Annotated in this window: 9 protein-coding genes and 2 pseudogenes; 2 read left to right on the top strand and 9 right to left on the bottom strand. The window is 47.0% G+C overall.

Annotated features, from left to right (window positions below):
• Positions 1 to 41 precede the first annotated feature (41 nt).
• The 9 genes and pseudogenes from HMPREF9304_RS01950 to HMPREF9304_RS01905 form a co-directional block, all read right to left on the bottom strand.
• Positions 42 to 647 (bottom strand): RteC domain-containing protein, encoded by a 606-nt coding sequence (locus HMPREF9304_RS01950; RefSeq protein ID WP_008125994.1) that lies wholly within the window; start codon positions 645 to 647, stop codon positions 42 to 44.
• A gap of 247 nt (positions 648 to 894) precedes the next feature.
• Entirely contained in the window at positions 895 to 1,308 is a 414-nt protein-coding gene (locus tag HMPREF9304_RS01945; protein WP_036926138.1) for a dihydrofolate reductase family protein, read from the bottom strand.
• Between the two features lie 552 nt (positions 1,309 to 1,860).
• Positions 1,861 to 2,904, bottom strand: coding sequence for an ABC transporter permease (locus HMPREF9304_RS01935; RefSeq protein WP_005809236.1), 1,044 nt, complete (start codon positions 2,902 to 2,904; stop codon positions 1,861 to 1,863).
• Between the two features lie 2 nt (positions 2,905 to 2,906).
• Positions 2,907 to 3,134 (bottom strand): annotated as a pseudogene (locus HMPREF9304_RS01930) (hypothetical protein); the annotation flags it as partial.
• A gap of 121 nt (positions 3,135 to 3,255) precedes the next feature.
• On the bottom strand, positions 3,256 to 4,614 hold the full coding sequence (locus HMPREF9304_RS01925; protein ID WP_005809240.1) for an efflux transporter outer membrane subunit: 1,359 nt from the start codon (positions 4,612 to 4,614) through the stop codon (positions 3,256 to 3,258).
• The gene (locus HMPREF9304_RS01920) at positions 4,615 to 7,728 is read right to left on the bottom strand and encodes an efflux RND transporter permease subunit (protein ID WP_036926137.1); all 3,114 of its coding nucleotides are present in this window, start codon (positions 7,726 to 7,728) and stop codon (positions 4,615 to 4,617) included.
• Entirely contained in the window at positions 7,725 to 8,846 is a 1,122-nt protein-coding gene (locus tag HMPREF9304_RS01915; protein WP_005816213.1) for an efflux RND transporter periplasmic adaptor subunit, read from the bottom strand. Before HMPREF9304_RS01915 ends, HMPREF9304_RS01920 begins: the two co-directional genes overlap by 4 nt.
• On the bottom strand, positions 8,843 to 10,789 hold the full coding sequence (gene tet(Q) / locus HMPREF9304_RS01910) for a tetracycline resistance ribosomal protection protein Tet(Q) (RefSeq protein ID WP_036926136.1): 1,947 nt from the start codon (positions 10,787 to 10,789) through the stop codon (positions 8,843 to 8,845). Before tet(Q) ends, HMPREF9304_RS01915 begins: the two co-directional genes overlap by 4 nt.
• A gap of 656 nt (positions 10,790 to 11,445) precedes the next feature.
• Positions 11,446 to 13,011 (bottom strand): annotated as a pseudogene (locus tag HMPREF9304_RS01905) (helicase-related protein); the annotation flags it as partial.
• A gap of 285 nt (positions 13,012 to 13,296) precedes the next feature.
• On the opposite strand from HMPREF9304_RS01905, the gene HMPREF9304_RS01900 reads away from it, so the two are divergent.
• Together HMPREF9304_RS01900 and HMPREF9304_RS01895 are read left to right on the top strand one after the other, a co-directional pair.
• A complete protein-coding gene (locus tag HMPREF9304_RS01900) occupies positions 13,297 to 14,517 on the top strand; it encodes a site-specific integrase (protein WP_036926135.1) in 1,221 nt (406 codons plus the stop codon).
• 4 nt (positions 14,518 to 14,521) lie between these two features.
• Positions 14,522 to 15,399, top strand: an 878-nt coding sequence (locus tag HMPREF9304_RS01895) for a phage integrase SAM-like domain-containing protein (RefSeq protein WP_036926134.1), incomplete at its 3' end; no start/stop codon positions are given.

The following is a 15,399-nucleotide window of genomic DNA, read 5'->3' as shown; positions in this document are numbered from 1 at the left end:
AGCCGATTTTTCATTCAAACGATGAAAAGGTATAGAAATACTTACCGTCTTTTTATTTCCAGTTCCTCATCGCGCATCATCCTCTCATTCAGTTTCTCCTGCATCCTGTCAAGGAAGTAGGTGCGGCTTTCGTTCTTCCGGCGTTTGATATCGGTGTAGAAGCGGTAGCAGTCCTTCGACTCAACCCCGAATATCTTGTAAAGAAGCGGGGCAAGCTGTTTGAGCGGCATATTGCCGTTGTTGATACAACCCATCTCGTCGATGCCGTAGATAAGCTCCACGAGGTCTATGGCGTTGCCCGTCCATTGCAGGAGGCTGGCGGTGTTTTCAGTTGCGTTGTTGGCGGATATTAGTGGCGGCACTTGGGGCGTGGCAAGGAATTTTTGCATCTTCCTGATGAAAGACAGGGCCTTGCTGATGTAGGCGGCAATCTCTTTTCTTTCTTCTGATAGATTGCGCACGGGATGGTGCTGCAACTCGATTTCGATGTAAGCAAGCGCGATAATGGTAAGGTTCGCATCCATGCCGCCGTTACACAGTTCAATCACTTGGGTGGCGAAAGCCGTATATGCCGTTTCCATATTGCAGTCACCGGCTTCGTTTATCAGGCGGAAGAAGTCGGTTTCCGCCAGCAAGAAATAATTCATGGTTCTGTCAATTTTGAAAATTACACTTTGTTTTCTGCGTGCGCACATAAATATAATTGGCAAAACATGTGTCAGAAAGCAAAAAATCCGGCACCGGCTTTTTCAAGGTGCTGGAATTCAGTGGTATAAAATTCAATATTTTTCCAAAGGAATGAATTTATACGGGATTAAATTGTTCATAATCAGAACATTTCTTCTATTTCCGAAAACAAAATTGTATGACTGCCGTACATTTTGGCTGTCTTGCTTATTTGTCAAGGGTGTAGATACTTCGGCATACACCGTTAGGATAGCTTTTCACAGAGGAAAGCGTCCAGTGTTGCTTTGGCAGAGCCGATTTGAAAAAATGCCGCCCACTTCCTAAAATGAAAGGAACGTTGTATAGTATGATTTCATCCACAGCGTGCATACGCAGTAGTCCGTTTATATAATCTGCCGTATCCGGTGTGGCTTCCGCGAGGTAACGGATGTTTGTGCAGTCTTTTCTCCATTCGTGCAGCATTGAAATGGAATAGTCCGGTGTCACACGGTAAAAGGCTTTCTTCCTGATTTCATCAAGACCGCAACGGTCAAGGCACAAATCCTGATGTGCTTTATCATATAACTCTGAAGAAAGACATCCGTCCATCGTCAGTACGGCGAGAATCTGAACTTTACCCATAATCGTTTCCTTTCGTTAGGCAAGGGTAAAAAAGTAGCGTGCAATTCACACTACCTTCAAGCGATGGCTCTGGTAAAGCCTTTACGGAGAGTACGTGAATGCACGCTATGCGTAAGCATAGCATAAGCATCACGCAATCGTCTCCGTAGTTCCAATTTACCAGATTTTCGCTTGAAACGCCTTGCGGTCTTATCCTATATGTTGGCGGCGAAAAGCTCCTGCCAATCGCCGTTTTTCTCAAATGTTATGCAAAGATAGCCAAATTCAGTGAATTACGGGCTATGATTGCTTGAATTTATATTTAATCTCCTATGCGCACTTTATCTCCTATCGAAACATTAATCTTGTCCAGGACTCCCGATATCTGCGATTTTATTTCGATCTCCTTCATCGGAAAAACATTGCCGGATATGTTTATTTCCTCTTTGATCTCGCGATATTGTGGTTGTGTAGTTTCGTAAATTGCCTTTGTACCTCTTAGCGAAGAACGAAAAGCAACAAATGCCAGTGTGGCGGAAAAGATGCAAATTAATATAATCTTAAATGTCTTCATTATCCTATATTTTCGTTTCTAATGGCGTCAATGGGTTGTATAACAGATGCTTTCATAGCCGGAAATGCTCCGGCAATGACACCGGACAAAATCAAGATAACCAAAGCGAGAACAGCTACATTTATATCTATTTCTGCATGCTTTATCATTGTCGCGTGACGGGCGCTTTCGAGCAACCAATTTATAATCTCAAGAATAGCTGCACCTGATATCAATCCGATGATACCGGAGATTACAGTTATGATGACAGATTCCGTCAGCATTAACACAAGAATGGATTTAGGAGTTGCTCCTACAGCCTTACGGATGCCTATTTCGCTACTCCTTTCTTTGATCACGACAAACATGATGTTGCTTACTCCAACAATACCACTTATCAGAAAACAAATTCCTACGATCCAGATAAACATTTTCAATCCATCAAAGAGTCCCTCAAAAGCAGATGTTTGTGTCTCAAAATTGATTATCTGTAAGGCTTGCTTATCAGAATAAGCAAATTGGTATTTATTAGCGATGAAGGCTCTCAGCTCATTCTCAAATCGCTTGGAATCAACTTCTTTGTTCAGATATAAACAGAAAGCGCGCAATGGAGTCTTATTGTCAATACAGTTTATGTAACTTGAGAAGGGCACATATACCGAATTGATTTCCGAAGCGCTGAAAATATCATCATTCTTTAGTACGCCTATCACCTTAAAATCAATACCGGCAATGTTGATCGACTTACCCAACGCTTTTTGATTATTAAATAAGGTCGTACTGACATTTTCGCCGATAATGGTAACATTACGGGTATTCTCGTCATCTCCTTTATTAAAATATCGTCCATCTTCGTTGATTTTAAGTATCTTAATTCCCATATAGTTTTCATTGATTCCTATAATCTTAAAAAGTCCGCTTTTAGCTTTATTCATCACTTGCGAATAAGGTCCTGTTATTTCAGGCGAAATAGCTTTTATCCCCGGGAACTGTTTCTTTATGCGGTTAAGAAAATGCAAATCGAAATGCAATTGTTCCCCTTCTCTGATATTCTTATACTTCACCCAGAATCCTCATCATTCCATACCATGACGGATTCACCATAAGTTACTAACGTGGTCACATAGCGGTGTGTGGTATTGATATTGTGCTGGGTTTGAAAAATAGCGATTGATTCATTCTCTATTTTCTGTACACGACTACGCTCGTGCAGAACAATAGCGACCATGCTGCCAATGATCGCCATTAAAAGAAAGTATCCTATAAATATTTTATGCTGCAAAAGTATTTTCATTGGCTTGATATTTTACAATCCAAATATTGCTTTCGTACAATATCTACATGCGGCAGAATCACGAAAAATATCCGAGATGAATAACACTAATAATAATTTCAAATTTTTCTATTTATTGCAGTTACATTCCTCCTCCCAACACATGATAAAGTTTGATTACACTTTGTATGCGTTCAAAACGAGTTTGTAGCTGTTGCACTTCCGCTTCGAGAAGAGACTGTTGGGCGGTCAACACTTCCAGATAGGTGGCATTGGAATGACGCATAAGCGATTCTGTCTTTCGCACAGCATCGCATAATGTTTCAACCTGTCGAGCATTGATTTCAATTTGCGATTTTGCCGTCTGCCATGCAGTCAGAGCATCGTTCACTTCTTTTCCAGCGTTCAGCAATGATTGCCGGAACAACAGTTTGGCTTCTTCCTGACGGCTTTTGGCTATCTTCAAGTTGGCGATGTTTGTGCCCCGGTTGAATAAGGGCTGTGTCAGGGAACCGATGGCATTGAGCAACCATTGTCCGGGATTTACGATTACGCCACCGCCGTTATTAGTCCATCCAAGAGTCCCCGAGAGGGTAATATTGGGATAGAAGGCGGCACGAGCCGCATTGGTGGCGTAGAACGCCTGCGCCAGTTCCATTTCAGCCTGACGCACGTCGGGACGGTTGGAAAGCAGTTGCAAAGGGACTCCAATCGAGACAGTATCGGGGAAAGCAGCCTCGGCCAGATTACTTCGTCCAATCGAGTGTGACGGCATGGCAAGTATCGCAGACAGGGCATTTTCTGTTTCGGAAATACTCTTGCGTATGGATAACAGGGATGCTTCGAGTCGCATCACGTTCGCCTTTGCCTGCAATACGCCGGCTTCGTTTGATTTCCCCACTTTTTTCAACGCTTCAAGAGTACGTACGGTAGTCCGCCAGTTCTCCAAAGTCCGGTTACTTATTGCCATTTGTGCGTCAAGCATGGCAAGGGTGTAGTAACTGTCTGCAATAGTGGCGACAAGCTGTGTCTGTACGGCCTGCCGGTAGGCACGGCTTCCTTGTAACGCGGCGGCTGCACCACGCTTTGCCGCCGTAAGTTTGCCGAAGATGTCCAGTTCCCAGCTTGCCGACGCTCCCACATTATATGTCTTTGCCGTTGCTCCGTCATGTTTATTGGCATTACCTTCGGCAGTCAGTCCCAGTGATGGAAGATATGATAGTCTGGCAGTCATCAGGACGGCTTCTGTCGCTTCCACGCGTAACCGTGCCACATTGAGGTCTGTGTTCCGTTCAAGTCCGGTTTCAATCAAGGACTGGAGTTTCGGGTCGGTAAACATTTCCCGCCACGACAGGGACGCGATGGTCGTTGTATCAATGTCCGCCGGTACGTCCCGATACAGATTCTCCGTTGAGAGGTCAGGACGATGATACCGGCTGTATGTGCCACAACCGGCAAACATCCATCCTGACAATATGATATATATTACTGTCTTCTTCATTTAATTATGCTTAACACGTTCTTGAATATATTGGAATACAATAAACAATGACGGCACAAGGAACAACAGAGCCAAAGTACCGACAATCATTCCACCGATTACACCTGTGGCAAGCGAACGGCTGCCGTTGGCACCCACTCCGTGCGCCATCATCAGCGGGACAAGACCGAACACCATGGACAGCACAGTCATCAATATAGGGCGCAGGCGGACTTTTGCCGCACTGTATGCTGCCTGTGCCAGCGTCATGCCTTCCGACCGCCGCTTGCCGGCGTATTCGGTAAGCAGGATGGCGGTCTTGGCAAGCAGGCCGATAATCATGATTAATCCGGTCTGCATGTAGATGTTGTTCTCCAGACCGAAGAGCCACGCAAACAGGAAACTGCCCATTAGTCCGCAAGGCACCGACAACAGAACCGCGAAGGGTATGAACACGCTCTCATACAAGGCGCACAGAATCAGATAGACCAGAACCATGCAGAGCAGGAATATAAGCGTGGCATTGTTGGTCGTCTTGCTTTCCTCACGCGAAATGCCGCCAAACTCGTATGTGTAATTTGACGGAAGCACTTCACGTGCCGTCTCGCCGATGGCTTCGAGCACCTGCCCTGAACTGTAACCCTGCGCCGGCGACCCGCTAATCGAGATGGCGTTGAACAGGTTGAAACGGGTGAGGTCTGACGGGCCGTTGGTCTTGGTCAGGCGCACGAACCGGCTCAAAGGCGACATGCCGCCATCGGAGGCGCGCACATACATGTGGTGCAGGGATTCCGCATTCACACGATATTCCGCCGGAGCCTGCATGGTCACATGGTAGAGCTTGGAGAACCGGTTAAAGTCGGAAACATATTGTCCGGTATAATAGCCCGACAATGTGGAAAGCACATCTGCGGGCGACACACCCGACTGCTCACATTTGGCGGCATCGATATCCACCCAGTATTGCGGATAGTCCGTGGCAAAGGAGGAATAGACTTCGCCGATTTCGGGTCGTTGCGACAAGGCTTCGACAAACTTGTCCGCCTCTTCCTTGAAAGCGGCGATGTTTCCGCCCGCCTTGTCCTGCAAATAAAGCTCGAAACCGTTTCCCATGCCGTACCCGGCAATCATCGGAGGCGACATGGCGAACACCGTGGCATCGGGAATATCTGAAGTGGCGGCATAAATCTTTCCGATGACATCATTCACCGACTGCCCCTCTCCCTTACGATCCTCCCAGTCTTTGAGTGTCACGAAATACATCGCCTGCGAGGGACCGGAACCGCTGAAAGAGAAACCGGCTACCGCACCGCTGTATTCAATCTCGCCGATGCTGTCGAGACGGCTGTTGATACGCTCCATCACCTTACTTGTCTGAGCCATGGATGTGCCGGGCTTCGTGTTCATGCTCACCATGACCGTCCCGGTGTCCTCTTCGGGAATAAGTCCCGTCTTTGTGACATTGACCAGCAGCACCAGCAACCCGAAAGAAATGCCTATGATGCTCCACAACAGCCATCGGCGATGGATAATGAACATCACTCCACGTACATAGCGTCGGCTCAGACTGTCGAAGACGGCATTGAACGCTTTACGGAAACGGGCTGCAAAATTGTTCTTAGTGTTGCCCTGCTCATCGATATAGGGTTTCAGCAGCAGCGCGCAAAGTGCCGGTGAGAGTGTGAAGGCATTGACTGCCGAGATTCCCACGGCAACAGCCATCGTGATACCGAACTGCGTGTAGAACGCTCCCGAAGTCCCGCCCATCATGGCTACGGGGAAAAACACTGCCATAAAGATTATGGTAGAGGTCAGGATAGCCGACGAAACGCCTTTCATGGCATCATCAGCCGCGAGAACTGCTGATTGATAGCCCTCATCGAACTTCGCCTGCACCGCTTCCACCACCACAATGGCATCATCGACCACGGTTCCGATGGCAAGCACAAGCGCGAACAGGGTGAGCAGGTTGATGGAGAATCCAATCATGGACATCACGGCAAATGTGCCGATGATGGAAACGAAGATGGATATGGTAGGGATAAGCGTTGACTTGATGTCCTGCAAGAACACATACACCACCACGATGACCAGAAGTATCGCTTCCAATAAGGTGCGGAGGACAGAGTGGATGGAGGCATACAGGAACTTGTTGGTATCGGTAAGCACCACGAATTCCGTCCCTTCGGGCAAGTCCCGGCTAAGGTCGTCAAGCACTTCGTGAATCTCCTTGATGGTGCTTGATGCATTGGACCCGGCTTTCTGGTTGATGAGCATCATAGCTGCCGGATGCCCGTTCACCTCGGAGGAATAGTTGTAGTATTCATCGCCCAGTTCCACATCGGCAACCTCTTTCAACCGAAGCACATTGCCGCCCGGCAGTGACTTGACGACCAGCTCACCGAACTCTTCCGCTCCGGACAAGCGTCCGCGGTATTTCATCGTGTATTCATTGGCGGTAGGATGATTGGCACCGAAGGAGCCGGTGGCGGCCTCGATGTTCTGTCGTGCGAGTACGGTGGATATGTCATCGGGGATAAGCCCGTATTGCGCCATCTTGTCGGGACGCAGCCAAAGTCGCATGCTGTAGTTGGAACCGAACATCTGTGCCTTTCCCACGCCGCTGATACGTTTCAGCCTCGGCTCGACATTGATTTTCACGTAATTGTTCAGGAAGGTCTGGTCGAAGCGGTCATCGGGCGAATAGAGCGCGAAAGTCATCAGTTCGGCATTCTGCTGCTTTTCAGTGGTGACACCGGTCTTGGTGGCTTCCGCCGGAAGCTGGCTCAGCGCGCTGTTCACGCGGTTCTGCACGTTTACCGCCGCCATGTCCGCGTTGGTTCCCTGCTTGAAATAGATTTCGATGGAAGCATCGCCCGTATTCGATGCCGTGGAAGTCATATAGGTCATGTCTTCCACGCCGTTGATGGCTTCTTCCAGAGGGGTTATCACTGCCTTCTGCACAGTTTCAGCGTTTGCTCCAGGATAAGTTGCGGATACGTTGATGGTCGGAGGTGCGATGTCGGGGTATTGTTCCACCGGCAAGGAAAACATGGAAATCATGCCCAACAGTACAATCACCACCGAGATAACGCCCGAAAACACCGGGCGGTCTATAAAAAATCGCAGGTTCATTTCGTTTCGTTTTTAGGGGTTATGCTCATGCCTTCTCTCACCAGTCCCACGCCTTCGGCGACAATGGTGTCACCGACCGAAAGACCTTCTTTTACGATAAACCGGTTGCCGTCGTTCAGGCGGTCCACCGTGAGATAGGCGGCTTCCGCCTGTCCGTTTTTCAGACGGTAAGCGATAATCTTGTCCTGCAGTTCCACGGTGGCGGTCATGGGAATGGTTACGGCCTCCGTTTTCGGGTTTTGAAGGATGACATTGCCGATGCTGCCACTCAACAGTTCGCGGTCGGGATTGGGGAACAGGGCTTTGATTTGTACCGTTCCGGTAACAGGATCCACCACGCCGCTTACGGTTTCAATACGTCCTTTCGCCTTGTACAGGCTGCCGTCGTTGAGTTGCAGGCCCACTTCCGGCATCCCGGCTATCATGCTGTCAATCGAGCCATAGCGAGCCAAATATCGCCGTAGCATATTCTCCGAAATGGAGAAATAGGCATACATCTCCGCATTGTCGGACACGACCGTGAAAGGCTGTGCCATATTGGGACCGACAAGCGCACCGATGCGATAGGGCAATGTGCCTACTACTCCGTTGCTCGGGCTTTTGATTTCCGTATAGGAGAGATTGTTGCGTGCATCCGATTCTTGTGCCTTTGCCTGTTCGAGTTCAGCACACGCCACTGCCAGTTGGTTCCGGGCGAGAGAAAGCTCGTAGTCGGATATGACCTTCTCGTCAAACAATGCCTGCTTGCCCCGCAGCTCGATTCTTGCCGTTTCCACTTTTGCCTGTGCCGCGCTGACATTGGCCTGCGCCGTGCGTAATGCCGCCCGATAGGGCACTTGGTCAATTACAGCCAATACTTGACCGGTCTTCACCCGTTCACCCTCTTTCACTTTCAGACGGATAATGCGCCCGGATATTTGCGGCAGGATGTCCACATCCTGCCGTCCGCGTATGGCGGCGGAATAGGACTCGGAGATTTCCACCGGACTTGCCGCGACCTTTATGACCCGATAACTCTGCACCGCATCCTGCTTGCCGTCCGCCTGCCTGCATCCGGTCGGCAGGAACAGCATGAGAGCAAATGCGGCGAAATTCGTGATAATGAATTGCTTGTTCATATTTTCTTCTTGTTTTGTATTAATTCATAAATTGATTTTTGGAACATGAATAAAAGTTTATCTTTTTCGTTCATGCGGATATTATCAGAATAATCGCCTTTTGTTATTTGATACCCGCATGGCTTGACCATAAAAACGCCTAAGCCCTTAGTGTATGAACTTACTTCTGAGGCGTAGTCTTTACTTGTATTTAATGGAACTTTCCCTTTAATATGACACCACTCATTATTGCAACTGATGTCTTCAATCTCAGACATCATTTTTTGCAAATCTGTAATAGCTTTGGAACTTGCCGCTTGGGGTATCTGCAACTCAAAATAGAGCATCGGTTCGAGAATGTCCACACCTGACTGTTGCAAGGCCAGCCTGAAGACATAAGGGGTCAGCTGTCTGAAATCAGCAGGTGTACTTACCGGGCTATAATACTCGGCTTGAGTAAAAGTTACTTTCAGATCAGTCACTTCCCATCCATGTAAACCAGATTGGCAAGACATACGAATCCCTTCAAAAACGGCATTTTGAAAAGAATGGTTCAGATAACCATAGGAGATGTCACTTTCGATTTGCAACCCTGTCCCTAACGGCAAGGGTTCAAGCGTCAGCCCTATTGTGGCCCAGTAAGGGTTGGGTGGCACTTCGATCTGAATAATCTTATTGACCTTTTTTACAGGTCGTTCTTTGTAGATAGTCTTGATCTCATCAAAATGGACCTTTACGGAAAATCGTTCTTCCAGCAATGTCTGTATGATTTCCTTTTGTGTCAAACCATATAACGAGATTTCCAATTCATCACTATATGAGTTTATGGAAAAGGACAAAGACGGGTCTTCAATCCACAATGTATTCAGAGCGGATATCACCTTGCTTCTCTCTTCGGGCCTGTCTGGCCGGACGGAGGATTTGAGAGCGGGATGCTGACGAGATAACCCTTGAATCAAACAAGGTTTAGCACCTAAATAATCTCCGATTCGAAAATCTTCCATATCTTCTACAATCGCGATATCATTGGCCCCCACTTCATCAACATTTATCTCTCTGCCCTGATAAATAGTCTTTAGATTTTTAATCTTGATGAATTTTTCCGAATCGTTGATTCTTACAATGTCTCGAAGTCTCAGACTTCCGTCAATTATTTTTAGAAAACTTCTTTTATGTCCTTTGGGGTCATGCTCTATCTTATAGAGATAAGCTGAAAGTCTGTTTGAGACTGATTCTGGAGGAAGTATAAAAGAAGAGATGGCGTCCAACAACTCATTGATACCGATATTGAACATTGCTGATCCATGTAGTACCGGATAGACTTTGGCTTTTGCCACAAGATCGATTATCGTATTCCAATAATCAGCCGGTGAAATTTCGCTATCCGCCAAATATCGTTCTAATATATTGTCGTCATGGTTGCATACAAATTCTTTGTATTCTTCCTTTATATATGTTTGGGAGCAAATCGGATAAACCAATCCATCGACAATAGTTTGCATAAACAGGACATCTTGAGACAGATTTGTTTTTATATCCAGATACAAACGCTCTAAATTCACACCGTCACGGTCAATTTTATTGATAAATATAATTGTCGGGATTTGCAGTTTTTGTAAAGTATTGAACAGCAACTTTGTTTGCGCTTGTATACCTTCCTTTGCGGATAAGATGAGGACTGCTCCATCAAGCATTTTGAATGTCCGCTCCACTTCCGCAATAAAATCCATGTGTCCCGGAGTGTCAATGATATTGCATTTCACACCATTCCTGATAATAGATGTCGTAGAAGCCCGAACAGTAATTCCTCTACGTTTCTCTATATCCATAGAGTCTGTTATGGTGTCACCATTATCCACACGGCCGCACTTTTCCGTTGCTCCACTGGCAAACAGCAGATTCTCGGTTACGGAAGTTTTTCCTGCATCAATGTGAGCAAGAATTCCTAAATTTATAATATTCATTTGGATTAAGCAATAATATACTACAATAGATGCATTGTCGAAATGCACCTTTTAATACCTCCTCGTAGCATGTGAGAACTACAGGATTACTAACTCGTATTAATATGTATATTATTACTGCCGCATAACGATTACAAAATTACACAAAAAAATATATCTAACAAAAGTGGGAGGATTTTTTAACTTTTTACCATAGACATTTTATTAGGGAAGCGTAGGTTCAACTGGCAAGTACAAATAAGTAGAAATGTTTGAACAACACCGTTTTAGGAAGTTGAAAAATCAAGTTTCTCTCTCGGTATAACGTTTATTTTGGCCAATATCTTCTTTAGTTTGGCATTTGAGTATTTCCCATTCGTGTTCTATTTAGCTCCTTATTATGAGTATGTAGCAAGTTGCTTATCAAATTCAGCCTCTTTGAGGGTCAAATATGGTTTTGCAAATGGTGACTGACAAGACATAAACAAGGTCAGCAGGATTTTTTACATAAATGAACATGAATGTATATAACCTAAAATAAGAATAAATTTTAATAAGGGCTGCCCAAAAAGAAAAAAATGCAGTTGCCATCCTACAGATACTTGCAGAAAGGATAAAATTTACTTTTAGACCTTTTGGGATAGCCCTTATTAATACTTCAGATAAAATTCCTAAGGTTATATTTTCAATCCTTTGGACCGGGTTTCCTCCTTGGCATACAGTCCTGGACGCCCGATTATGACATGGTTGGCAACGATACTATCCGCCGGACTGCGTATCTGCGGCGGTGCATTTTCGGGATATTGCACCTGCCTGTTCCGCACATCTTCCGCTTCCGGTTTGACCTGTTGCCCCTCGTTCTCCTTTTCGGCGACTTCGGGCGTGGGCGGCGCAAGCTCCAGCTGTATCTTGCGGTCAAGGGCGGCAAGTTCGGACTTCAACTGCTTCAACTCGTCCTCCTTCTTCCACACCTTGCCAGCTATCTCCTGCAACTGCGGTATCTCCCTTTTCAGTACCTCGTTCTTCGCCTTATACTGGTCGATGATTGAGGGTATCCTCTCAATCGCGTTGAGGAAATTGCGGGCGGCAGCCAACGGGTCAGCCAGCGCCAGATGCCCGTTGTTGTAGGTGTACTTGTAGTTTCCCTCTATCACGAAACGGTTGTCGGTAAACTCCAATCCCTCTTTGAGTATCCTTTCGCTCACCACCTTTATCGGAAAACCGTAAAGCTCTCCGACCTGCGTGTAAAGCCCGCCCGTAGTGGCGTTTTTCGCTATCTCCTGCAAACGCTTTCCGATAACCTTCTCATCGGCGGAATCCACACCGTCCACCTTAATTATATTAAGGCGGTTGCCCTCCTTGTCGGTCTGCACCACCGACAGGAAGCGGTTCCAGTCCTCCGTCATGGCATCTATGAAAGCCGTGTTGTTGCGCAACTCGCCGGTCTTTGACTCCAGCTTGAACTCCGAATCACGCTTGCCCTTGTTGAACGACTTGCGTTCCCCTTCGAGCGATGCGATCCGCTTCTCCAGTTTCGCCTTATCCAAAAGGTCGGTGTTGCCGGATAACAACGCCATGTACTCCGAGAAGTTCATGCCCGATTTCTCGTCCATTGCCCCCTCGTCGATGGTACGCGCCCCCATAGCACCGCTTTTGAGCTGCGAGATGAAAGTTTGCTTGCAGTGCAGGAGGTTGAACTTGTAGCTGTCCAGTGACTTCTCCACCGCGTAGATGATTACATCCACGTTGTTCCCGGCGAAATGCTTGGCAATCTCATTTCCTGCCCTAACTCCGCGTCCGTCACGCTGTTGCAGGTCGGATGGCCGCCACGGTGTGTCCAAATGATGGATTGCCACACACCTTTTCTGCGCATTCACACCCGTTCCGAGCATGGAGGTGGAGCCGAACAGCACACGCACCGTTCCGGCATTCATGGCGTCTATCACCGCCTTCCGCGCCTTGTCGGTCTTGCACTCCTGAATGAAGCGCACCTCGCTTGGCGGTATGCCGTAGTCCTCCGTCAGCTTGCGCTTGATTTCCGAATAGACGTTCCACCCATCGCCCGGCTGATATGTCCCCAAGTCCGAGAAAACGAACTGCGTTCCCTTTTGCGCGTCGTATTTTTGGTAATATTCCGCGATCATCTTGGCACAGTGGCTCGCCTTGTTGTCGGGATGGTCTTCATAATTCGGGTCTATCATGCGCATGTCGAGTGCCATTTTGCGGGCATAATCGGTAGTTAAGAATTAAGGGAAATAGCAGGATATGCAATGGATGTAACTATTTGAAATAGCATCATTTAGGCTTTCTTGCTATTTTGAGGATAAGCAAAAACGAGCATAAAACAGCAGTAGTTCCGTTACCAAATCGTAACCCATCGAAGAAAGAGCAAAGAGGGGTTACGAATTGAAGCTAAACAACTGCTCCACAGTTTTTTATTCATCGTATTTCATCGTTCTGCATCGCTCAGAAGCACCTGTTTCACTGTACCTTTGCAAGCAAAGGGAATTTAGAAAAACGATAGAAGAATGAAAGAAAACAAACTGAAAGTATCGTTCTTTGTTCAGGCAAGACGAACCGACAAGAAAGGACTTGTGCCTGTCATCGGGCGCATCTCCGTAGGCAGAACCCATTCGGGATTCTCCACCAAGTTTAAGACTCCGCTCGCCCTATGGGATAGCCGTAAGCAACGACTCACTGGCAAGAGTGCTATGGCGGTGTCCGTCAATCAGAAACTCGGTGAATGCACGGCACTCATCCACGCACGCTTTCACGAACTCAGTGAAAGAGAAAAATCCTTTACCGCCACCGATGTGAGGGATGCTTATCAGGGGCAAATCCACCGTCAAGCCCTGCTCTTGCAGAGTTTTGAGGAATATCTCAGACAGACAAAGGAACGCATAGGGATTGATAGAGCCTTGAAGACATTCAAGCTCCGTACCTATCAGCTATCCCTGCTTCGTGAGTATCTGCAGAAGAAACACAAAGTAAGCGACATTCCCCTTTCACAATTAGACAAAGCCTTTATCGAGGGTTTCGAGTACTATCTCACCATTGACCGAAAACTGAAACGGAGCAGCGTGTCGAGTGCCCTATCCACCTTGAAGAGCATCGTCCGCATGGCGGTGAAGAAAGGCGTGTTGGACTTCTATCCTTTCTTGGGCTACAGCTATGAACGGCCCAAAGGTGAGCCGAGAAGCATCTCTCAAGACCAGCTACAACGCATCATTGACTTGGAGATAGAATGGGAGAACTACCGTATTGTCCGTGATTTGTTCGTATTCTCCTGCTTTTCAGGGCTTGCTATCTCCGATGTCCGTAATCTGAGAGAGGAAAACATTGTCTTGGAAGAAGGTGAACTTTGCATCAAGGGCAAGCGAATGAAAACCAAGACTCCATATCGTGTACAAGTACTTCCACCTGCTTGGGCGATAATGGAGCGGTACAGAGGTACGCGTGCAGGTTTCGTTTTTAATGTGCCGACTAACGACATCATCCACAACTGCATGCACTACATACAGAGAAATATCGGTATGGAAAGCCCGCTAACCTTTCATATGGCTCGCCACACCTTTGCATCGCTCATCACGCTCTCAGCAGGAGTGCCTATTGAAACGGTGAGCCGTATGCTCGGGCACACCAACCTGAGAACTACACAAGTATATGCAGCTGTTTCCTCCGAGAGAATCCATCGAGAGATGCAAAATGTGCAGCAACGCATACAAGATACATTCACCTTGAAGCTTTGACATTATGGCACGAAGTACATTCAAAACACTATTCTATATCAATCGGTCCAAAGAGAAGAAGAACGGCAAATGTCCTATTATGGGACGCATCACTATAGACGGAAAGCAGGTGCAATACAGCACGGGTAAGGAGATTGCTCCCGAACTTTGGGATAGTCGTAAGGGAAGATGCAAGGGAACGGGTGAAGAGATAAAGGAAATCAACCGCTATCTCCAAGCCAAAGAGGAACAAGCCAAAGCAAAATATCAAGAACTGATATGGCAGCGCGGCTATATCACAGCCGAGCTACTGAGATGTGAACTCAGAGAAGAGGACAAGCCTAAAGGATTTCTTTTGGAGGAAGCCCGACTTTTTATTGAAGAAAAGCGTCTCTGTGTGGAGGTAACGGTTGCCAAGCCGACCTTTGCCAACTACATCTATGCCACACAACTCATAGAGGCTTATCTGCGTGAACGATTGGGTCTGGAGGATATTCGCTACTCATTGTTGGACTACGGCTTTATCGAGGGGATGGACTTCTATCTCAAATCAGAGCGTAACCTTTCCCTTGCCACCATTCAGATTGTGGTCATCTTCCTAAGAAAGCTCATCGGCATTGGGCAGCAGAAGAATTATGTCCGCATAGACCCCTTTGTGGACTACAAAGCGGAACTGCCGCACCGCACACGCAGGTATCTTACAACGGAAGAACTGCAGCGTGTACTGCAAACACCCATCATTGACAGACAGTTCGAACGTGTACGACAGCTCTTTCTTTTCTGCGCCTTTACTGGTCTGGCTCGTGTGGATATGCAACGGCTCAGGCTAAAGCATATCATCCGTAATGCAGACGGCACGGAGGAAATCCGTATCAAAAGGCAGAAAACGGACGTAGAAGCTAT

The sequence above is a fragment of the Hoylesella timonensis S9-PR14 genome, assembly GCF_000762405.1.
Lineage (GTDB): Bacteria > Bacteroidota > Bacteroidia > Bacteroidales > Bacteroidaceae > Prevotella > Prevotella timonensis_A.
This window is presented reverse-complemented; position numbering and strand designations above follow the sequence as displayed.

Excerpts from the sequence above, each read along its gene's own strand:
- HMPREF9304_RS01945 (WP_036926138.1), bottom strand. The coding sequence starts at position 1,308 with ATGGGTAAAGTTCAGATTCTCGCCGTACTGACGATGGACGGATGTCTT.
- HMPREF9304_RS01900 (WP_036926135.1), top strand. The coding sequence starts at position 13,297 with ATGAAAGAAAACAAACTGAAAGTATCGTTCTTTGTTCAGGCAAGACGA.
- HMPREF9304_RS01950 (WP_008125994.1), bottom strand. The coding sequence starts at position 647 with ATGAATTATTTCTTGCTGGCGGAAACCGACTTCTTCCGCCTGATAAAC.
- HMPREF9304_RS01920 (WP_036926137.1), bottom strand. The coding sequence starts at position 7,728 with ATGAACCTGCGATTTTTTATAGACCGCCCGGTGTTTTCGGGCGTTATC.
- HMPREF9304_RS01915 (WP_005816213.1), bottom strand. The coding sequence starts at position 8,846 with ATGAACAAGCAATTCATTATCACGAATTTCGCCGCATTTGCTCTCATG.
- HMPREF9304_RS01925 (WP_005809240.1), bottom strand. The coding sequence starts at position 4,614 with ATGAAGAAGACAGTAATATATATCATATTGTCAGGATGGATGTTTGCC.